This is a genomic window from Thalassoglobus sp., from assembly GCF_048270125.1.
Classification (GTDB): Bacteria; Planctomycetota; Planctomycetia; order Planctomycetales; family Planctomycetaceae; genus Thalassoglobus.
Genome location: NZ_JBLWTN010000004.1, coordinates 174913 through 195578, shown reverse-complemented (window position 1 = coordinate 195578; position 20666 = coordinate 174913). Strand labels below are relative to the sequence as shown.

The following is a 20666-nucleotide window of genomic DNA, read 5'->3' as shown; positions in this document are numbered from 1 at the left end:
AAAACGCTTAATGCGTGATTGAATTATCGTTGCTGCAGAACATGCAAACAAGACGAAATTCATCCGAGACGTTTTCCGGCCTGTTTTTTCTCTCAAAACGGAGATGAACCATCCGGACTGAGCGTCCTTTTGCATAGATCGGAATTTCGACTGACGGAATCGCAGTGACTTTGCCGATTATTCTGGAAGTACGGTTCCATCACAGCTGGGGGGCATCCAGCTTCGGTGATTCTTGCCGAGTCGGACTGTCAGGGGGGAACGAATGGGAACGCTGCGCGCACAATTTGTCGGGGGACTCTGGTGTCTACTGAGTGTGGGGACCATCGCTGTCTCTGCCGGCTCAGTTTTCGCCGAAAATCGGCCAGAGACCGGGTCCGTCATTCCAATCGGGGAAAAATCGCAAGAGCAGGTTGGTTCACCAATCCTGATCAAAACGCTTGAGGCCGGCACGTCGAGCCGACGAGTTCGCCGAATCGCGGTCTCAGAGTTTCCCCTTCATCTTATGGAGCCACAGTCTCAAGCGAATGCACAGCATATTCTGAATAATTTAAGTCTGTATCGCCGACTTCCCGTCATTGAACTTGAATCGGATCGGCGATGTTATGAATTCTTCACGAATCATCCAGATGTCGCAGTCAGCATTTGGCGTGCGATGAACATTTCAAATGTTCAGATGAAAAGGGAATCTGAAACGCGATTTGAAACAGACACGCAAGACGGGACGCTCGGAACTGTTCACGTATTATTAAACACACCTGAACACTACGTCGTAACTTGCCATGGAGAATTCAAAAGTCCTGCGATCAAAAAGTCGGTCCAGGCGATGGCCATGATGCACTTAAAGCCGACCTTTCGGGAGAATGGAACAATCGTCCATCAGCTCGATTTGTATGTCTCGTTTCCATCGAATGCGATTGAAGCAATCGCAAGGTTGATTTCACCAGTCAGCAATCGAATTGCAGACCGGAACTTTGAAGAGATCAGCCTGTTCGTTGAAATGATGTCGATGGCGATGTCTCATCAACCGGGATGGGTGGAGAAGATTGCCCAGGATTTAGACGGAGTCCGTCCAGGAGATGCGGATAAACTTCTCGCGCTCACAGCAACACTCTATGTTGAAACTGCGAGAAAAGAACGGATTGCTTCGGGAATGGAGACGCAAGTCTCAGACATTCTGCCCCCTGTCGAAACGAAAATCGCCATAGAAATGCCACCAGTTGTTCCTCGGTGACACGCTGGACAATTTGACTCAGAGATCAACTGAACACGTGATCGAAAAGAATTTACAAAATAAGCCGGGGCAATGGTCCCGGCTTATTTTTTGAACACGACTATTACTTGAACTCTTTGGCAGCAGGTCTTCTTTATTGCAGCGTGCCGGTTCCTTCACAGCCTGATTCCCGCTCGGCTTATTGAAACTTCGGAGCATCTGAAAGTTCATCACGAATATGGCGTGCCTCCTGAACTGCTCGCGATTCGACGGAATTGGGCAATAGCGTCTCGGGAGACTCTCCGTCAATTTCTTCTTCCGCCGGAGACGCTTGAAGTTCTCGCGTTGTCGAAATGACTCCGGCATCTTCCAACGTGACGAATGTCAGAAACATCAGCATGACGTATGTAAATGCTGACGGGCCGAATTCTTTTCCCCAGAATTTGATTGCGGTGCCGGACGACTTCTTCAACCGGGGCATCGCTCCAGACCAGGTGATGGAATAGATTTCATCCAAAAGTAAGTGCGAGAAAAATCCAACGGCAATGGCTCCTGCCATCAGCCATTTTACGACAATGCTTTCAGTGGGATAAAAGAGATACGTCACCTCGGCAGCGATCACGTTTGCCGGAATACTATGGAACATTCCACGATGCACACTTAGCTTGGCGACAAACCAAGCTGCACCATACCGAATGGCGAAGTACATCAGCAGCATCGTCAACATGACGGTTTCGGTATCCGTCGGTAACTTGGCCCATTTGAGAACGTTTCCAATCAAAACAAGCGGAGCAACAGCTGCGGTCAGAGAAAAAATCTCCTGTCCCGGTTTCCCGGTCGGAGAATCGAGATCGGGAAGCATTCCACCGACACCGGCGAGATAACCAGCGAGCGCGCCTTGCGTTGGCGAAAATCCAAGTAGAAAGGTCGCTCCGAGTCCGTAACCGACCCCAAGCAATCCGCTAAAACCAACATGCTCCTTAAACGATGCCACTGCGTCCTCCATGACGCATTTTCAAACGCACGTCCTTCTGAAACGCACTCTGGTGAGCGAACAGGAATGAATCGTTGCAGGCAGGAGCCTTGAGCCCGCCTGAGTCACTCAGATAATGGTCCTGAGCGACGAATTCCTGGTGATCACTTTTCTGCTGTTCGCCTTCAAATTTGCGTCCGTCGTAACGCAATTCGATCGCTGCAATACCTCTGACAGCGAGGTTGATTGAGCTTCAACCTCGCTGTTTATCACAGAGTTTCACAATTTGGCAACGGGAATGTGTTATTCCGCGGGCGAAACCAGCAATTCTGGCTTCTCCAGGACCAGAAAGTGACCATGATCAGCTGTCACGATCATGACGGTCTCGTCCCAGGAGCTGTTTTTCTCAACCCAGTCTGTGACCACTTTAACAGCAGCATCGCCACTCATTACCGCGCCAGCAGAGTTGTCGATGTTGTTGTCGTGATTCGCCCAGTCGACATCTCCTGCTTCCACCATCAACCAGAAGCCTTTTTCATTTTTCTCCAGAACTGAGAGTGCTGCCTCGGTCATCTCACTGAGATTTGGATTTTCTCTCAAATCCGCCTTACTGTATTTCTCAGCCGTTTTCTTACGACCAATAGCTGGCTGAAAGTCGCCGTCAGCTGTTTGATACGGCAAGTGCCCTCCTTTGACTCCGAAAAAGCCAAAGAGACGGCTGTCTCTGGCGATGGCCTCTTCCGCTTTTTCTTTCAATTGCTCGGCTCCGTCAACGCCTTGTTGACGAATTGCGACGACGTACTTTCCTCCGTTGCGGAAATCGATTTCATTAAGCGTTTGAGCTGTCAGATACGCGTTTCCTTCAACAAAGTTTTTCCCTTGCCCAGAATCCTTGCTGCGAACCTCTCCGTATCCTGCACCGATCAGAACATCCACACCCTGAAGCGGTTGCTGCGGATGATTGACCGATTTCACCCCAAGAAGATCGTTCGTTAGGTCTTGATAATCGTGTCGCTTCACATTGTGTGAATATGCAGATGCTGGAGTGGCGTGGCTGATTGGAACACTCGTAACAACACCGACTTTGTAACCTTCTTTTTGTGCCAGATGTGCGATTGTGTCGACCATCTTCCCGTTGTGATCAATGTTGATTGCTGCGTTATATGTTTTAATCCCAGCAGTCATGCTGACGGCGGAACTGGCAGAGTCCGTATATGGCTGACGTGGGGCCGTTTTTGTTTTTCGCCCCATCAGATATTCGGGCTCTGCTGGAGTATCCCAAGCTTGTGCCCCTGCAAATTCGTAGGCGTAGCCGCCACGGAAAGAATTTGGATCTTCAGAAATGGTCTGTTCGTCCACATCGATTTTGACATTATCGACATAGGGTGCTGTCACCATCGTTGTGAACTGAGTCGTTCCATCTGCCTTATAATCTTGAAAATGGAATCCTGTTCCGCGTCCCGATTCATATGCGATTTTATTCAGCTTAATGATGCTGGCAGATTGCGTTGTCTGCCAATCCATCCCGTCGAAGACCACGAGGATGATGTTCTTCTTCCCAGCCTTAAGTGCCGCTTTCTGAATCCGGAACACATCAGTCTGGTCCATATATTCTGCCTTGGGATTCACTGTCCCTTCGGGAACCTGACCATAAAGATCTGTCAGTTTCTTTTCAGAACGATAGATACTGTTTTTTCCGACATAGGATTGCAGGTTGATCCCCTCTCCGGAATTGAGTGTTCCGAAGGTGTACACCGGGATGAGCCGATTGGAATGTGTCCCCCAGAGCATGTACTTATCTTTTTCCCATCCCCAATGACCAAACTCCGCTTTCCCATCTTTGATGGCGTTGGTTTGCAATTCAAAAATGTGGTCGGCGTTTGCTTGTGGAATCAGCAGCGATGCAAAAGTAAGCAGGAGGAAGATACGGGGCATGAAGATCTCGGTGCAAAATTTAGGAAGGAAATTGTTGGCTCCAGTCGAATCATTCTACAGAAGCTTGTCAAGATAAGCGAAAAAAGTTCTCTTCCCTGGAGAAGACACAAGCTCATTGCCATCGCGGAGCTTCAAACAATTCAAAGAACGAAGTTCACAACTCAGGTGCTTTCGACGAAGCAAAGAATGGGTCCGTTAGAGCATGCCACGGTTGGCCAGCAGTCGCCTCGCTCCGGGTGAAATATCAGTGGCGAAATGGGACACTGAAGACCTAAATCAAACATGCTCCATGTGTCACTGTGGAGGCCACTTTCATGACTTCATAGATGCTCGGCACCATGCGCAAGGAGAAGAGCGCGCCGCTTAACGTGATAGCATCAAGCGAACGGAACGGGACAATGGTCCCGTTCTACCGGTAGTTCGCTTGTGACTTTTGTTAAAACCGTTCGCCAAGACTTACGCCGAATTCTTTGGCTGCGCATCCTTGGAATTTCGTTCTGAGTCACCTGACCGGCGGTCGCCGTAATTTCATTACGCATAGACCGCCTTCACAGGAAACAATATTACTCTGGCAAGTCGACCTTGATATGCAAATCTCGCAGCTGATGATCGTCGACGGCAGATGGCGCCCCCATCATCAAGTCGGATGCCTTTTGAGTTTTCGGGAAGGCAATGACGTCGCGAATGTTGTCGGTTCCCATGAACATCATCACCCAGCGGTCCAATCCGAGAGCAATTCCACCGTGCGGCGGAGCCCCGTACCGAAGAGCTTGCAATAGGAAACCGAATCGACGTTCAGCTTCTTCCGCCTCGATGTTGAGGAGGTCGAAAATTTTCTGCTGAACTGCAGGATCATGAATACGAATGCTTCCACTGGCAGCTTCGTAGCCATTGCAAACAAGGTCGTACGACAACGCCCGAATCTTGGAAGGATCACTCTCGAAGTATTCGAGGTCATCCGGGTGGACTGCACAGAATGGATGATGCTCTGCGTCCCAACGGTCTTCCTCTTCGTTCCGTGTCACCAACGGGAACTCGACAACCCACGCACAGTTCAATTCTTTCGGATCGTAAAGTTCGAGATCTTTCGCAATATGATTTCGAAGTGCAGCGAGGGCGGCACAGGTCACTTCGTACTTGTCGGCGACATAAACCAGCAAGTCTCCATCTTCGCCCCTCATTCGTTCCACGATCGCCTTCTGCTCGTCTTCATTGAAGAACTTGGCAATCGAGGATTCGAGTCCACTCCCAACAACTTTGAAGTAGGCGAGACCTTTGGCTCCGTATTCACCGACAATTTTCTTCATATCGTTGTCGAGAATACGTCGTGAGTATTTGTCTGCTGCTCCCTTCACGCACAATCCGCGAACTTTTCCACCACTCTCAACAGTGTTTTTGAAGACGCCGAATCCGCTCTCTGCAACGAGGTCGGAGATGTCTGTGAGTTCCATGCCGAAACGCAAGTCTGGCTTGTCGGTTCCGTAACGTTCCATGACCTCCGCGTGTGTGTATCTCGGAAGTGGCGTTTTGAGTTCAGTTCCGCGAACGTCTTTGACCATTCTGGCAAGAAGCCCATCGACCGTGCTGAGAATGTCTTCCAAATCGACGAAGGACATCTCGATATCGATCTGCGTAAACTCCGGCTGACGATCTGCTCGCAGGTCTTCATCACGGAAACATCGTGCAATCTGGTAGTACCGATCGTACCCGGCGACCATCAGAATTTGCTTGAACAGCTGCGGCGATTGCGGGAGTGCATAGAAGCTGGCTTCATGAACTCGCGACGGCACAAGGTAATCACGTGCTCCTTCAGGTGAGCTGCGACCAAGAATCGGCGTTTCGATATCGAGGAAACCGAGTTCGTCAAAATAGTTTCTGACCGAAGTCGTCAACTGATGACGAACCTTCATCATCTCCTGAAGCGCTGGGCGTCGGAGATCAATGAACCGGTATTGCAAACGCAACTCTTCATTTGCCAGGTGCTCGCCACGCGGCTCGAAGGGGGGCGTCAAGCTGCGATTCAGGATCTTCAGTTCGCTTGTGCGAACTTCGATGTCTCCCGTCGCGAGCTTGGGGTTCTTGTTTTCGTCTCCACGGCTGACGACTTCCCCGGTCACCTGGATAACATCTTCGTGACGAACACTGGCAGCGAGTTTTTGAGTCTCGCTCGATTCCTCCATGCGAAATGCGATTTGAGTGATGCCGTAACGATCTCGCAGATCGACAAACACAACTCCGCCATGGTCACGGTATTTATCGGCCCAACCGCATAGTGTGACTGTTTGTCCAACATGGTCGGCACGAAGTTCTCCACAAGTCGCAGTACGTAACACGGAACTGATTTCCTCTAAATTACTGATATTTGCCGACAGCGCAATCAGCGCAGAGTAGAAAAGAGAAAGTGTTCAAAAGAACAGATCTCCGGCAAAACGAAGCGGGCATTATAGGGGACCGCCCGCTTCACTCAATGTTGGTCTGCCGAATCCGTGGCGGTTTTCGGGGTTATGACAAGAAAAAGGTCGGCGAAATCACGTAATCGTTCCGGATGAGGCGAGCAGATGGGCCATCCGGAGAACAATCTGTTCGTGAGATTCGACTCATAGCGTTTCTTCGATTTATTCCACTTATGTCACATGGGCGGCTGCCGGGTTGAGAACTCCCTGAATCTGACCGCGGTCAGTCGCTCCGAGTGGCCTTATTGGAACGATTTTTACGAACACATGAGTGTGTGGCACGCGCCATGAGTTTGCGAAGGTCTGGGAGTGGATGAAATGTTAATTCAAAAAGTCGTATTATGTGCAGCCTTCGCAATCGGAATTCCAGCCACGGGTCACGCCCAATTTGGTATTCCCGGCTTCAATCCGTGCAACCGCTGTGCGACGCCCCCCGTCCCAGTCGTTCGAGCACCAGTTTGCCCACAAGTTCAAACAACATACCGCCAGGAACAAGTAACGACTTATCAACCGGTCACTCGCACACACGTTCGCCGTGAAGCAGTCTCGGTCAACGTACCAGTCACCACGCATAAACAAGTGACTGTCGACGAAGGGGGTTACAAAATGGTTTGGGTTCCTAAGCTGACGACGAAAACCGTCGCGGAAACCAAGCTCCAACAGCAGGTTCAATACCGAGACGTCCCTTACCAGGTCGTCGAAAACGTTCCGCGAGTCCATACACGACTCGTGCCGCAACAAACGGTCAGCTATCACGCACCACGAACAGTTGCCATTGCGAAACCATGCTGCCAGGGGAATCAATTCTCTGCTGTGCCAATCCCAATGACGACGACAGCTGCTGTCCCATATTACCCGCAAGTGACAGCCCAAGCCCCGATTACGCCGGTTCCAGCTGCCCCTCAACAGTCAACTGCCCCCGCTGATGATGGGAATTGGCAAAAAATCCCACAACGAAAAGCTGAAGCGAATTCGAAAATCGAACTTCAGAGTTTTCAGGAACAAGTGACGGTCACCTCCCCGGCTCAGGGAATGTTCTCACGACCAACTTCATCAAACTCGGCATTACGAGCCGGGCAACTTCGCTAAGTGAAGGTGCCGCAGGAGCGGTCGTAAACGACTTGTTCTCCCTGCAACATCCCGATATCGATCCTGATGTCGATTGAGAAAGATCAGTCGGATGACATACCATTGCCGACCATTTCACTGATTTTGATCAATTCACACTCGTTTCAGTATTTCGAAGACCGCTCACTTGTACGTCTGCCTGTTCGCCACTCTTTCCGTAACGAGAGTTGCCAGCTGCGGTTTCTCATTCTTAGAGAAAGCTGCGATTGGGCGGTTCGATCGAGATACTCCCTCGCCCCACTTGGTACATTGCTTTCATTACAAAACCGGGTTCACAAAACGTGAAGCGGGCCTGCAATTTGATTTTGATGAAGTGCCAGCGTGAGCGATCTCAATACATGATCTCTCTTACACAACTTTGCGGTTCTGCCCCGCTGTACAGTTCAAGTTACGAATAATCTCTCATGGCAAAAACCACGAACCACCCCGCATTTGGTCGCTTGATTCCCGATGATTTAGGGGAAGACTTAATGTGCTTCCGCAAGTTTGCCGCGATGGAAATCTTTTGGCATCCTGACAGCAAGAAGCAACTGCAGGACCTCGAACCGAAGCATCGCGATCTCGTCAAAAAATGGGAACAACAGCCCGGCGAGTTACCGCAAATATGTCGCAACTTTGACGTCCTCGCTGCACTTCAGTCTTTGGGAGTTTATGAAGTCGGAGTTAGCCAATCGGAAGAGAAAGAGGCAGCAATTCCGTCGCCTGCACAAGTGACAGCTTGGGAATTTTTTGTTGCGCACGAAAATGTAATTTGCGAACGAGCCTGTGACGCCATATTGCGGTACTACATCAACCTGCGAAAAAACGAACCGCAATGGTTTGAAGAGGAAGACGATTGTCCGGAATCGCCGGAATCGATTGAGGACCTCACCAGCTGCATTCGCTTTGATGGCATGAACCTCAGTCCGGAAACAATTCCGGGGTTGTCCTCGATCTCCTTCGGCTGGGAAGTCGATTGGGACATGGAACATGGCCTGCAAATGATCCTTCATGAAGGACAGCCCATCGCAATCGGCAACGACCTCTATTCCCCTGAAGACATCCTCACAGAAGCGAATTTCCAAAGAGAGATTTTCACTGAGGAAGAGCAGGCCGCATATCAAAACTTCGCAACTCTGGTAGAGACCTCTCTATAGAATTGCTTGCTCTCACACCTGCCCGCGTCGAACGCGTTGCATCAGAAAATTTGCTGATCGTCACAAAGCAGGACGCAAAGACCGATATTGGATTCACACTGGAATTCACTGCCGCCCGATGATGCATAAAGGCAACAAACTGGGCAATCTGATGCAAATGATCCAATAATAATTCCACGAATGCTAAAAAAAACGATGTGTATTCTGATTTTTTCTTGCTTACCGATTTTGGTGACTTATGAACTAACTGGATAGTCGTGTTTTATTGGTTGAAGATTGAGCAACATCGAAACGAGCAACTTTTGTTGAGATTCAATTGGCAAGAGTTCGGTCTTGGGTTCCAACCAGAGTTCGACATCTACGTATGAATTTTGAAGAACAGGAACAGAGTGTCCTTCAATTTTATGATGCGTAGGCCCTACATCAGTTGTACTCCAGACAGATTGAATCAGCATGTCAGCCTCACTTCTGCGGTTTGCTTTTCTTCCAGCAGTCGCTCTCGCGACAATCGTGCCATGTTGGAACAACATTTCTCACGCAGGTGTTATCTCTGGAGAAAGCTCCGCCTATGGAGTTGAGGTCAATTTAGGAATTTCTGTTGCTGAAGTCGCAGTCATTACTGCGGGATTAGGACCATTCTCAACTTCTTCCGGGACGGCACCAGCTGCTTACAATCTCTTTAATGACGACGACTCAGCAAGCGCCCTCGGAGCCTTAAATGTCGGCGGGCTCTTGGGAACAGTGAACTTCATTTCATTGGATACAGGATTACTCGAAACAACTTCAGTATCAAACGTTGACGGGGGACTCGGGGGTCGATCAACGACTGCGAGTGCAACCGTCAACGATGTGTCATTGTCCATTTTGTCACTCGTGGAAGTTGACCTAGTTACTAGCGCAGAAACGTTTATCTCTCTGGAAGCGACAGCCGTTGAATCGAATGCTGCTGTATCGGGTGACTTCAACGCACTTTCTGACACTGGTTCCACAACAATTGCTGGAGTTGGCGGAGTAGGTGGAACTCAAGCAGTCCTTTCTGTTTTAGGTGTGGAATTCGTACTCGACGCGTCTGCTCCAGCAAATACACCAATCATTATAAACAGCTCGGTCTCAGGCTTGGCGAGTCTCCAAGGTTCTATCTCAGTCATCTTGAATGAACAACTCTACTCCGGCGATTCGCTGAGTTCACGAAGCATCGATGTGAACGCGATTCACGTGACATTTTCCGATGTGGGAGTGAATTTGGGTGCGTTAGGCATCGGACTTTTGAATGGAGACGTCATTATCTCACATTCAGAGGCTCAAATGTCTGCACTCGATACCGGTTCAGCTGTACCAGAACCGAGCTCGTTCGCACTACTCGGCATCGCTGCTCTCGGAGCTTTAACCCGACTCGTCATTCGTCGAAGAAAGCAAAGCAGCGAACAGTTGGTGAGTTAAGAACTGCGAAGCACGAAACCAACTTGATTCGCCTCGAAGTGGATGACCATGAACGTCGAGGGCAATTCGATCTACCCGGGCCGGGAAAATAATTCCCACACCTTCAGAATTCGTCGGCAGAGCATTATCGGTGAAATCTATTGGTGAAAGCTGCGGTCCGAAGCTGTAAGAAGACGACCCAGCTGCCTTTTACTCTTCTAAAAACGGTTCCAGTTTATCGAGTGTTGATTGCAGGGTGAGTGCCGATTTTCCAAAACCAGGTTCGGCACCGGCTTCAATCGCGGACTGCTGAGCATCTTCGTAATTCGTGATCATCATCACGGGAACGGAAGACAACTCAGCATTGCTTTTCATTTCTTGAATGATCTGCAATCCCGAAGCGCCATCTCGATCCATGACCCGGTTCACGAGGACCAAGTCAACGTCTCCATTCTTCAAGAGGTCGAGAGTATCCCGCATTCCATGAGTTCTCAGGACATCAACTTCAAAATTTTTCTTCAATAAGCGTGTCAGAGACGAGTGGTCCGGATTGCAATTTCCGACGTCGAGAACTTTCTTGGTCATGAATTAGGTACTCATTCTTTGTGGTTTGCAAGCAGTTTCTTTAACATACTTCTCATCTGAACAATTTGATCTGTTAAGAGATTTCAAATGAAAAGTATTGTCGCTGCATTTTGTGTTCTGTGCTTCGCGAGCGCACCCGCGTTCTCCGAAGCAGAACAGGGCACAGATCAAAACACAAAACAGGGCAATGAGCAAGGGACTGCGGTCGCCGCAGGCAGCGTAAGTTACGAAAAGGATGTGGCTCCTCTCTTTCGAAAATACTGTGCAGGCTGCCACAACGATGAAGACCGTGAGGGAGAATTCTCGCTGGAGTCTTACGCTTCGTTAGCAAAAGGAACCGAGAGTGGCCCGGCATTTCTCGCGAAGAATCCGGAAAGCAGCAAGATCTACCGGCTGATGACAGGTGTTGCTGAACCGAAGATGCCTCCCGAGGACGAGCCCGCCCCAACCCAGGATGAAATCACGAAAATTCAACTCTGGATTGAACAAGGAGCGAAAGGACCACAGGGGGCGACTCCAGATCCACTGGCATTGCAAGTGCCGACCATTGAGTCAAAGACCGATCGACGCCCAATCACGGCGATGGACTGGTCAGCGAATGGAGATGCTCGGGCAGTTGCCAGATACGGTGAAGTCGAAATTTCACGTGAACTCATCACGCAGTTCATCGACGATGACAACAAAGTTCGTGAGTGGCTTCCAGTCGCAAAACTCAGTGACTTTCCAGGTAAAGTGAACTCGGTTCATTTTTGTCTGGGCGGCAGCAAGGTGGTTACATCAGCCGGAGTCGCCGGGCTGGGCGGAGTCGCGACGCTCTGGGAGTGGCCGTTGGAGAAAAAACTTCAGGAATTCAAAGGACATCGGGATATCATGTTCGATGCCGAAGTCTCTCCTGATGGAAAGATTCTGGCAACTTGCAGCTACGACAAAACAATCCTCCTCTGGGACATTCAGACAGGCGAGAAACTACGAGAACTGACCGGCCACAATGGAGCCGTTTACGATCTTGAATTCACCCCCGACAGCCAACTTCTTGTCTCTGCCTGTGCGGACTCAACATGCAAAGTCTGGCGTGTCAGCGATGGCCTGCGACTTGACACTCTGGGTCAACCACAGAAAGAGCAGTACGCCGTAACAGTCTCACCTGATGGTCAATTCGTGGCTGCCGGTGGTGCTGACAATCGGATTCGGGTCTGGCAACTGATCTCTCGAAAGTCGCCGCAAATCAACCCGATTTTGTTTTCACGATTCGCACATGAAGGTCCGATCGTCAACCTCTCCTACACGTCCGATGGAAAGCATCTCATTTCGCTTGCAGAAGATAAAACCATCAAAGTTTGGGAAACCAAAAACTATACCGAAACACAACTGATTAAGAATCAACCTGAAGTTGCGATGGCGATGGCCATCGCTCCGGACGACAAGAAATTTATAACCGGTCGTCTCGATGGAACGGTTGAAGTTTTTGAGATTTCAAAACGAAAGCCTGAAAGAAAAGCGCCATCAACCCCGGTGGTGATTTCGCCTAAAACACCAATGCCTCAAGCGACACCGAAAACAGTCACAGAGCAAGAGCCGAACCAGACGGCTCAAACGGCCCAAGCTGTGACTCTCCCCGTTGCGATTCAAGGTGTCACTCATCTGGCGGACCAGAAAAGCGATGCAGACTGCTTCAAATTTTCTGCAAATGCGGGTGAAGAATGGGTCTTCGAAGTGAATGCTGCTCAGTCAAAATCTGACTTGGATTCCTTCATCGACATCCTGACTCCGGAAGGGGAGCCAGTACAACGACTGATTCTTCAAGCTGTCCGCGATAGTTACTTCACATTCCGAGGAAAGACGGCCGATCAAACGACCGACTTCCGGATCTTCAACTGGAAGGAAATGGAACTCAACGAGTACCTTTACGCGAACGGCGAAGTGGTCAAGCTGTGGTTGTATCCACGTGGCCCCGATTCTGGATTCAATGTCTATCCCGGAACCGGAAAACGCTGGGGATACTTCGACACAACACCGTTAGCACATGCACTGGGTGAGCCTTGCTACATCGTTGAACCACACCCTCCCGGGACGGAACTGATCCCGAACGGACTTCCAGAATTCAAAGTCTTCTATCAAAACGATGACGATGCACATCGGAAATTGGGTAAAGATTCGAAACTCTTTTTCACTGCTCCCAAAAGTGGTGAGTATGTTGTCCGTCTTCGTGATGTACGCGGCATCAATGGTGAGAACTTCAAGTACACGCTCACAATTCGACCACGGAAGCCAGATTTTTCAGTCACGCTTCTCGATAAATCACCCACCATCGCAGCTGGCGGAACAAGCGAGATTCGGCTGACAGCGGATCGTCTCGACAATTTTGATGATCCGATCGAGGTGAATTTCACCGGCGTTCCCGAGGGATACACCGTGACATCACCAATTACGATTGAACCGGGACAAATCTCAGCCCGTGGTGTCATCCATGCAAGTGCCGATGCAAAGCCGCTCGCTGCTGATGCAATCAAAGAACTGAAAGTTGTCGCGACCGCAAAAATTGATGACAGCCCGCTTGAGCACGTCATCGCTGGATTTACAGAACTGAAAGTGGATGCAAAACCGAAACTCTTACTTGAGATCGTCGCTGCTAAGGAGGGAGCACAGCCAGTGAAAGCTCCGGAAAATGGACCGCTTGAGTTCGAAATTCGACCAGGCGAAACCATTATGCTTCAGGTCAACGCCGAGCGTCTCGACTTCAAGGGTGAAATCTCCCTGGGGAAGGAAGAGGCGGGTCGCAATCTGCCGCATGGTGTCTTCGTCGACAACATCGGCTTGAACGGATTGCTACTTCTCAGTGATCAAAGTCAGCGAGAATTCTTTATTACCGCAGCGAATTGGGTTCCAGAGCAATCTCGCCTATTCCATTTAACCTCTTCTGCTGCTGGGGGACATGCAACTCAACCGGTGATGCTCCATATTCGCAATGGCTCAAAATCGAGTGTCACAAAAACAAAATAGCATTCCCTGATGCGAAACATTTCACGGCCCTGAGCCTGGTCTCAGTCACCAGAACGCGTTGACGCCACACCGATTCGGACCTAGAGTTTCTCGTTATCACTTGAAGATTACCGCTTTCGACAAATTCACCTGTTTCATGGTGGTTTTCTTCTATTGAGCGATGGAACCGCTGCCGTCGAAAGCGAACTTTACAACTTCATTGACTCCTCGCCACGAGGCAGAACGTGAAAACCAATCTTAGATTTGCTTGAGCGAGGAAATATGGATATGAACGCAACCCCACCAGATGAATCAGGGAATGAGCCTCGCAAGAAATCGAAGAACGAGAAAAGTTCTGGGGCAACATTCTGGTATTTACTAATCGGCAGTATCGTGCTGGTGATCGCCTGGTCGTGGGTGAACGAGCAATCTTCGGCAACCGACATCTCTTTCGGGAAACTCATTAGCAAAGTGAAGTCTGGTGAGTTCCACAAAGACAACGTCTTTGGCCTGAGACTCGGCACGCAGTACATCACCTTTCAGGACCAACCACTCAAGGAACTCAACCTTGACGGAAAGAAGACAAAGGAAGAGCCCAAAGAAGAGAAAACCGAGCCAGCAGAGCAGGTCGCGGAAACCGAGAAGCAAGAGCCCGGTGATAAAGATTCAAAGCTGGAAGAAGGAAAACCGCAACAGAAAATTACGACCCGGTTTCGAGTCCCTGTCGGTGGAATTCCGGACGAGGATCGTGCGGCCTTGACCAAACTCCTCGAAGAAAAGGGAATCGACTACAACGGTGCGGCTCCGCGAACAGAGTGGGGAACCGTCGTATATATTCTGCTGATGGCGACGTTGCTGATTATCTTTATCCTGTTCCTGAAGCGAATGGGTGGCCCCGGACAGGCAATGTCGTTCGGTCGCAGTCGCGGGCGATTGATGGCTGAGGATGATGTCAAAACCACATTCGATGATGTCGCTGGCATCGAAGAAGCAGTCGGCGAACTGCGAGAGATTGTCGAGTTCCTGCGGACTCCAGGAAAATATCAGGCGCTGGGCGGGCGAATTCCGCGAGGCGTACTGCTTGTTGGACCTCCGGGAACCGGAAAAACGATGCTCGCGAAAGCTGTCGCGGGTGAAGCAGGCGTCCCATTTTTCAGTCTGTCTGGATCGGACTTTGTTGAAATGTTCGTGGGAGTCGGAGCTGCTCGAGTACGTGACATGTTCGCTCAGGCCGTTCAAAAGTCTCCCAGTATCATCTTCATTGATGAACTTGACGCACTCGGCAAAACGCGTGGCAGCGGAATGCAGGGAGGGCATGATGAACGTGAACAAACTTTGAACGCGTTACTCGTAGAAATGGACGGTTTCTCCTCTGATCAAAGTGTGATTGTGATGGGGGCCACGAATCGGCCCGAAACGCTGGACCCCGCACTGATGCGACCGGGACGGTTTGACCGGCACGTTCTTGTCGACCGTCCAGACTACAAAGGCCGAGAGGCGATTCTTCACGTTCATTCTCAAAAGATCAAAATGGATGACGATGTCGATCTCGGACGGATTGCAAAGTTGACTCCCGGATTTGTCGGAGCCGATCTTGCAAACCTTGTGAACGAGGCCGCCTTACTGGCTGCTCGCGGGAACAAAAGTGCTGCCTCAATGCTCGAGTTCGAAGAAGGAATCGAGCGTGTTGTCGCGGGGCTTGAGAAGTCGTCCCGACTCATTCACGAAGACGAAAAGCAGCGAGTCGCATACCACGAATCAGGACACGCACTCGTCGCAATGACGCTTCCACAAACTGACCCGGTTCACAAAATCTCCATTATCCCACGCGGGTTTGGAGCCTTGGGTTATATTCTTCAGCGACCAGAGGACGACCGCTACCTGGTCACTGAAACGGAACTCACAAATCGAATTTGCGTCGCCTTGGGCGGAATCGCGGCTGAGGAAATCATCTTCGAAGAAACTTCATCCGGTCCGCAAAATGACCTCGAACGGGCCACCGAGCTGGCACGCCGAATGGTCATGGAATTCGGCATGAGTCCAAAACTTGGGCGAGTCAATTACCGTGAATCGAAACGCTCCCCCTTCCTCAACGGAGCTCCCCAAGGTGGTGCAGACTTTATTCACAGTGAGCAGACTCTGCGGGAGATTGATCTTGAGATTCGCCGAATGATCGATGCCTGTATGGAAACGGCTCGAGAAATCGTGACTTCGAAGCGCGATGTTCTGGAATACATGACTCAGGAACTCCTCAAGAAAGAAGTCATGAATGCAGAAGAACTCAAAGCCATCATGGACAAATTCCGCAAAGGTCCGGAACTCAAACCGGGGACGTCACTCGCCAAGCGCTCTGCTGAGCAAGCTGTGAGCAAAGAGGAAGCGGACAATCTTAAACAGGGAACGGACGAATAAAACTTCGCCGAATAGTTTTTGGGCTCGTCTTGCCGGGCACATTATGTGTCCGGTTGGATTCTGTTCTTCAAGATTTGCATGAGATCGTCGACAGATTCTGCGACGTGGAAGAGTTCACGGTGCTTCTGGCTCATGAACTCTTTCTCAATCGCATGGTCAATGAGATTCAACAGCGATGAGTAATACTCGTTGACGTTCAAGATAATAATTGGTTTCTGGTGAATCCCTAATTGCGCCCACGTCATGATTTCGCAGAGTTCTTCGAACGTGCCCAGCCCTCCGGGGAGGGCGACGAAGGCATCTGACAGTTCTGCCATCAACGCTTTCCGAATGTGCATCGATTCGACGATGTGCATCTCCTTAACACCGGGGTGGGCCAATTCCCTCTCCTCCAGCGAGGCGGGAATCACACCAGTTACATCGCCATCTTTCTCCAAAACCGCATCGGCAACGACACCCATCAGGCCGATGTGTCCCCCTCCAAAAACAAGACGAATCCCGGACTCCGCCAGTCTATGACCTAAGTCCTGAGCAGAGCTCGAAAACTGCGGATCGTTTCCGATATTCGATCCGCAAAAGACACATACAGAATCAATTTTCAACATAAACGTGTTCGCGATGGGTACTGAGTGTACAGGTCACATGTACAGAGTGATTGTCAATAAGATTTATTTTGCGAGACGAACAGGGACCACTTGATCAAAGAAAAATGAAAGCCTCGCGACTTTCTCTCACTTCCAGAATTGCCACCAGCGCTTCCGTGGAGGGATCGTTCCATTCATATTTGAGATCCGTCCTTGCTCATCAAATAAAATCGAAACGTGAGTCGCTCCCCGGGAAGCTTCGAGCTTTGAATCCAATCGATTGCAATCGTAGTTTTGACTTTCAAGAAATGATTCTGCCATCGTGCGATGGTTGACTTCGAATGTCGCTATCACTTCTGAAAGAACTCGAATGACCCGCTCTGGGGGAGCAGGTTCGAAAAACGAATCCGGCAGGTCTTTGATCACAAAGTAGACGGCTCCACCTTCGTAAGGGCCGCAATAGTAGCAAACATTTCCGGAAATCCCAGAGGCCACCATCGCCAGTTCGTGTCCCGTCGCTCGATTCAAAGAGAACGAGGGCTCATAGAGTTCAGGGAGAGATTCTTTCTCGCCGTATTCTTTGAGTTGATGGACCAGCGTCATTGTTTCGGGGTTTGGATCGATTCCGTCATTGGCCCAGGCCCACATCCAGGTTTGATTGTTTCCCAATGCTTCTGAACCGAGCAACTGCACGGGATATTCCAGACCGTCTCCAAAGCTGACTGTCCCGATGCTTAAATCGAGATTCCAGTTTCGATTCTCGACATGATCTGCCAGAGCAAGTTGATGTGCAAACGCGGTCCCGACATGTTTTGCAAACAGGTCTCGAAATGAATTCATTGAGAGCCTCACGGTGCTGAGCCAATCGGATTTCTCAAAGAATCATATCGTATCATGGGAGAAAGTGTTGAGCGATGATTTCGAATTTCTCCACTTGATCGGTCACCCAACTCTCATCCTTGTTGAGTTCTTGAGCGAGTCGTCGAGCGACATCAGGAGCAATTGCCAGCGTTGCTCGAGCATCAAGAAACAGACATCTTGAACGCCGCGTCAACACATCGTCCAGAGTTTGTGCCATCTCATTTCGCGCTGCCCAGACAACCTCAGAGGGTCTCAGGCTGAGTGACTTCGAGAAGGGTTCTGCCAACGAAGGATGCTCCGCTTCCAACTGTTCCAAAGCAATCAAGTCTGAACCGTAAGCACTGCGCGGGTCATCGACATTCAAATTTTCCTGATGTCCGTGCAGCTTCAGATTTTTTGTCACACATTCTTTCGCAGACAAATTCGCCTGCTTCACAGCGACGTCCACACAATCTTCCGCCATCTTGCGAACTGTCGTCCACTTTCCGCCTGCAATGGTCACCACTCCAGAAGAGGAGGTTTGAATATGATGGTCCCGAGAAAGAGAGGCTGTCCGACCGGCGCTGCTGTTCTTCACGAGAGGACGAATGCCGGTATAAATACTTAAGACGTCGCTTCGAGAGAGTGGTTTGGCGAGGTAATCTGCTGATGTATCCAGCAAAAACTGGATTTCGTCCTCTTGAGCTGTCGGCTCCAGCACTGCCTCCGGAATCTCTGTGTCAGTTGTTCCGATGATGGCGTGGTCGTGCCACGGAATAATGAAGATCACTCGTCCATCGGGCGTTTTCGGGACGATCATCGCTGCTTCGCCCGGGAAAAACGAAATCGGAACGACAAGATGAACGCCTTGGCTGGGTGCGATCATCTTGTCTGCATTCTGGTCGTCCAGCTTTCGGACGGTATCAGAAAATGGACCTGTTGCATTGATGACAGACCGAGCATGCGGAGCGAAACTTTCTTCAGTCAGTTGGTCAGAGGCCTCAACACCAATCACCTTTCCCGAGCTATCCTTGAGAAATTGATTCACCTGAACATAGTTCAACAGGCAGGCTCCATGGTCAAAAGCGGACCGAGCCATGCTCAGTAACAATCGGGCATCATCAAACTGACCATCATGATAAAGAACTGCCCCCTTCAACTGCTTGTGCTGCAGCGCTGGGGCGATGTCCGCGACTGCACTCTTTGAAAGCCAGCGCGAGCTTCCAAAACTGTCGCGAACTGCAAGGAAGTCGTACAGCTTCATCCCGGTGCCGTAAAAAATCCGCTCCCAAAAACTATGGCACGGAACAAGAAATGAACGGTCACGAACAAGGTGCGGAGCATTCCGGATGAGCCGCGCCCGTTCCTGAAGTGCATCGCTGACCAATGTCAGATTTCCCTGTTGTAAATATCTGACACCTCCATGAATCAGTTTCGTGCTTCGGCTCGAGGTTCCTTTTCCAAAATCTGATTGTTCGAGGAGAAGCACATCAAGGTTTCGGCTGGCGGCATCGAGAGCAATTCCAACACCAGTTGCGCCTCCGCCAATGACGAGAAGGTCCCATGGTTCTTTCCGATCCCGAAGAGCCTCAAGCGACTTCTCTCGACTCATTTGCTCGACAGGCATGTGTGGGAACCTTTGTTAAGCTTCGCTCTTTAGAGCATCTTTCGAATTGGTTGCAGGTTCTGCCTCGTGGCGAACAGCATTTTTACTAGAACCAGTCCGAAAACCTCTGGAATAGCCGCTTCTCTCAACGTTTGAGAGAGCAATTTCAAGTTTCAGGATCAGTTCTAGAGAAATACGTTCTTCACGGGCAAACGGTAGAGCAAACTGCTCTAAGGTTTGAATTGGCGACGTTTTTCAGAAATCTGGCGATCGCTGAAGCAGCCAGCTTACTGAAAATGTTGCTGCGGGACTGGAGTCCCGCTAAACAATATAATATTCCAACTGAGATCTGTATGCTCGGTGGAACATAGCATCTTCATCAAGCGGTTCACTCTTGAGATTCAGTTTGAATGAGCTGAATGGCAGAGTTGGCAGCTGCTCCGACTTCGCCTTTCTGCTCAAACGCGATTTGTTTGAGTTTGGGAACAGCTGTCTCAGCTGCAGGACCGATGCGACCAAGGAGTTCGACAACGGGAAGCAGAAGCTCCGGTCCTTCTGTTGTTTCCAGTATTCTTGTCAGATCGGCGACATGCGGACTGGCATCTTCTCCAAGGAAGGACAAGTTCATCGCTGCCATTTGCTGAAGCGTTGGATCATCATGCTCCAGAAGAGTGACCAACACCGAGACCGCTCGAGGAGCTTCTTTCGGAAACTGAACGAGTGTAATGGCAGCATTTGCACGGACGAACGGGACGGTATCCTTCAAAGCTGAGCGAAGTTCGGGAATTGCTCCTTCTGCATCAGGACCAAACGAAATCAGAGTTGAAGCAGCCGTCTCTCTTTCGATGTTGTTTCCATTAATGAGTCGATCTGCCAGTAGCGGGACGACCGATTCTCCCAAATCGAGCACAGTCTGGTGCGCCTTCTCCCAGGCTTCGATCGAACTTGCAGGGGTCACAAGTTTCTCGAAGGCGTCGACGAGGTTCTTGTCGAATTCAACTTTTTGAGTCGGTGCTGGAACGGCAGCTTTCTCAATTTCGACGGTTTTCATTTCTTTTGTCGATGGCAACTTGAGCGGTGCTCTTGCCGGAGTCTCAGGCTGAGTAAGAGTGGTCTCGGAACTCGATATTTTGTTGCCGGAAGAGGCCAATTCCGAGACTGAGCCAGGGGAATCAGTGGGGAGCGGAGCAGGGGCGGCGGTTGTTGGTGGCGTCCCAGTAGCCTTTGGCGGACTGGCCGGAGGAGCAGATTGATCGGCCCCTCCGCATCCACTCAAGAAGGCAACGCAGAGAGGGAGTAAAAGTGAAACGTGGCTGAGAGTAAATTGTCGCATCAGTTCATCCGTGAAAACAGCGGAGTTCAGGAAAGCCTACCGAAGTCAGGGAGGTCAAAATCGAACTTCGTGA

14 protein-coding genes are annotated in these 20666 nt (G+C 50.2%); 6 read left to right on the top strand and 8 right to left on the bottom strand.

Translation table 11 applies throughout. From position 1 onward, the window contains the following. Nucleotides 1–262 precede the first annotated feature (262 nt). Nucleotides 263–1231: a hypothetical protein gene (locus tag ACN0YR_RS06995; protein WP_417848479.1), complete on the top strand. Its 969-nt coding sequence runs from the start codon at nucleotides 263–265 to the stop codon at nucleotides 1229–1231. A gap of 178 nt (nucleotides 1232–1409) precedes the next feature. Here the strand turns inward: ACN0YR_RS06995 and ACN0YR_RS06990 are convergent, their stop codons facing one another. The 3 genes from ACN0YR_RS06990 to aspS form a co-directional block, all read right to left on the bottom strand. Next, nucleotides 1410–2204, bottom strand: coding sequence for a metal-dependent hydrolase (locus tag ACN0YR_RS06990; protein ID WP_417848478.1), 795 nt, complete (start codon nucleotides 2202–2204; stop codon nucleotides 1410–1412). A gap of 282 nt (nucleotides 2205–2486) precedes the next feature. Beyond that, entirely contained in the window at nucleotides 2487–4118 is a 1632-nt protein-coding gene (locus ACN0YR_RS06985; RefSeq protein WP_417848477.1) for an alkaline phosphatase, read from the bottom strand. 563 nt (nucleotides 4119–4681) lie between these two features. Then, the gene (gene aspS, locus ACN0YR_RS06980) at nucleotides 4682–6451 is read right to left on the bottom strand and encodes an aspartate--tRNA ligase (protein ID WP_417848476.1); all 1770 of its coding nucleotides are present in this window, start codon (nucleotides 6449–6451) and stop codon (nucleotides 4682–4684) included. A gap of 438 nt (nucleotides 6452–6889) precedes the next feature. Between aspS and ACN0YR_RS06975 the strand changes: the two genes are divergently transcribed. The 3 genes from ACN0YR_RS06975 (at nucleotide 6890) to ACN0YR_RS06965 (ending at nucleotide 10275) form a co-directional block, all read left to right on the top strand. Beyond that, nucleotides 6890–7660 (top strand): hypothetical protein, encoded by a 771-nt coding sequence (locus tag ACN0YR_RS06975; protein WP_417848475.1) that lies wholly within the window; start codon nucleotides 6890–6892, stop codon nucleotides 7658–7660. A 443-nt stretch (nucleotides 7661–8103) separates the two neighbouring features. Beyond that, on the top strand, nucleotides 8104–8835 hold the full coding sequence (locus ACN0YR_RS06970) for a DUF6985 domain-containing protein (RefSeq protein WP_417848474.1): 732 nt from the start codon (nucleotides 8104–8106) through the stop codon (nucleotides 8833–8835). Between the two features lie 453 nt (nucleotides 8836–9288). Continuing rightward, entirely contained in the window at nucleotides 9289–10275 is a 987-nt protein-coding gene (locus tag ACN0YR_RS06965) for a PEP-CTERM sorting domain-containing protein (protein WP_417848473.1), read from the top strand. 189 nt (nucleotides 10276–10464) lie between these two features. On the opposite strand, the gene ACN0YR_RS06960 is transcribed toward ACN0YR_RS06965, so the two are convergent. Next, on the bottom strand, nucleotides 10465–10839 hold the full coding sequence (locus tag ACN0YR_RS06960) for a response regulator (protein ID WP_417848472.1): 375 nt from the start codon (nucleotides 10837–10839) through the stop codon (nucleotides 10465–10467). Between the two features lie 87 nt (nucleotides 10840–10926). On the opposite strand from ACN0YR_RS06960, the gene ACN0YR_RS06955 reads away from it, so the two are divergent. Both ACN0YR_RS06955 and ftsH read left to right on the top strand, forming a co-directional pair. Beyond that, nucleotides 10927–13839 (top strand): c-type cytochrome domain-containing protein, encoded by a 2913-nt coding sequence (locus ACN0YR_RS06955; RefSeq protein WP_417848471.1) that lies wholly within the window; start codon nucleotides 10927–10929, stop codon nucleotides 13837–13839. Nucleotides 13840–14106: 267 nt separating this feature from the next. Beyond that, nucleotides 14107–16230 carry an ATP-dependent zinc metalloprotease FtsH gene (gene ftsH, locus ACN0YR_RS06950; RefSeq protein ID WP_417848470.1) on the top strand — a complete coding sequence of 708 codons (2124 nt, stop codon included), beginning with the start codon at nucleotides 14107–14109 and terminating at the stop codon, nucleotides 16228–16230. A 41-nt stretch (nucleotides 16231–16271) separates the two neighbouring features. On the opposite strand, the gene ACN0YR_RS06945 is transcribed toward ftsH, so the two are convergent. The 4 genes from ACN0YR_RS06945 to ACN0YR_RS06930 form a co-directional block, all read right to left on the bottom strand. Next, on the bottom strand, nucleotides 16272–16832 hold the full coding sequence (locus ACN0YR_RS06945; protein ID WP_417848636.1) for a TIGR00730 family Rossman fold protein: 561 nt from the start codon (nucleotides 16830–16832) through the stop codon (nucleotides 16272–16274). A gap of 129 nt (nucleotides 16833–16961) precedes the next feature. Beyond that, on the bottom strand, nucleotides 16962–17654 hold the full coding sequence (locus ACN0YR_RS06940) for a DUF6882 domain-containing protein (protein ID WP_417848469.1): 693 nt from the start codon (nucleotides 17652–17654) through the stop codon (nucleotides 16962–16964). 52 nt (nucleotides 17655–17706) lie between these two features. Beyond that, a complete protein-coding gene (locus ACN0YR_RS06935; protein WP_417848635.1) occupies nucleotides 17707–19266 on the bottom strand; it encodes an FAD-dependent oxidoreductase in 1560 nt (519 codons plus the stop codon). A gap of 382 nt (nucleotides 19267–19648) precedes the next feature. Next, complete coding sequence (locus ACN0YR_RS06930) at nucleotides 19649–20593, bottom strand: HEAT repeat domain-containing protein (protein ID WP_417848468.1); 945 nt, start codon at nucleotides 20591–20593, stop codon at nucleotides 19649–19651. Between the last annotated feature and the right edge of the window lie 73 nt (nucleotides 20594–20666).

Excerpts from the sequence above, each read along its gene's own strand:
- ACN0YR_RS06995 (WP_417848479.1), top strand. The coding sequence starts at position 263 with ATGGGAACGCTGCGCGCACAATTTGTCGGGGGACTCTGGTGTCTACTG.
- ACN0YR_RS06970 (WP_417848474.1), top strand. The coding sequence starts at position 8,104 with ATGGCAAAAACCACGAACCACCCCGCATTTGGTCGCTTGATTCCCGAT.
- ACN0YR_RS06985 (WP_417848477.1), bottom strand. The coding sequence starts at position 4,118 with ATGCCCCGTATCTTCCTCCTGCTTACTTTTGCATCGCTGCTGATTCCA.
- ACN0YR_RS06930 (WP_417848468.1), bottom strand. The coding sequence starts at position 20,593 with ATGCGACAATTTACTCTCAGCCACGTTTCACTTTTACTCCCTCTCTGC.
- ACN0YR_RS06935 (WP_417848635.1), bottom strand. The coding sequence starts at position 19,266 with ATGAGTCGAGAGAAGTCGCTTGAGGCTCTTCGGGATCGGAAAGAACCA.
- ACN0YR_RS06955 (WP_417848471.1), top strand. The coding sequence starts at position 10,927 with ATGAAAAGTATTGTCGCTGCATTTTGTGTTCTGTGCTTCGCGAGCGCA.
- ACN0YR_RS06965 (WP_417848473.1), top strand. The coding sequence starts at position 9,289 with ATGTCAGCCTCACTTCTGCGGTTTGCTTTTCTTCCAGCAGTCGCTCTC.
- ACN0YR_RS06960 (WP_417848472.1), bottom strand. The coding sequence starts at position 10,839 with ATGACCAAGAAAGTTCTCGACGTCGGAAATTGCAATCCGGACCACTCG.
- ftsH (WP_417848470.1), top strand. The coding sequence starts at position 14,107 with ATGAACGCAACCCCACCAGATGAATCAGGGAATGAGCCTCGCAAGAAA.
- ACN0YR_RS06940 (WP_417848469.1), bottom strand. The coding sequence starts at position 17,654 with ATGAATTCATTTCGAGACCTGTTTGCAAAACATGTCGGGACCGCGTTT.
- ACN0YR_RS06975 (WP_417848475.1), top strand. The coding sequence starts at position 6,890 with ATGTTAATTCAAAAAGTCGTATTATGTGCAGCCTTCGCAATCGGAATT.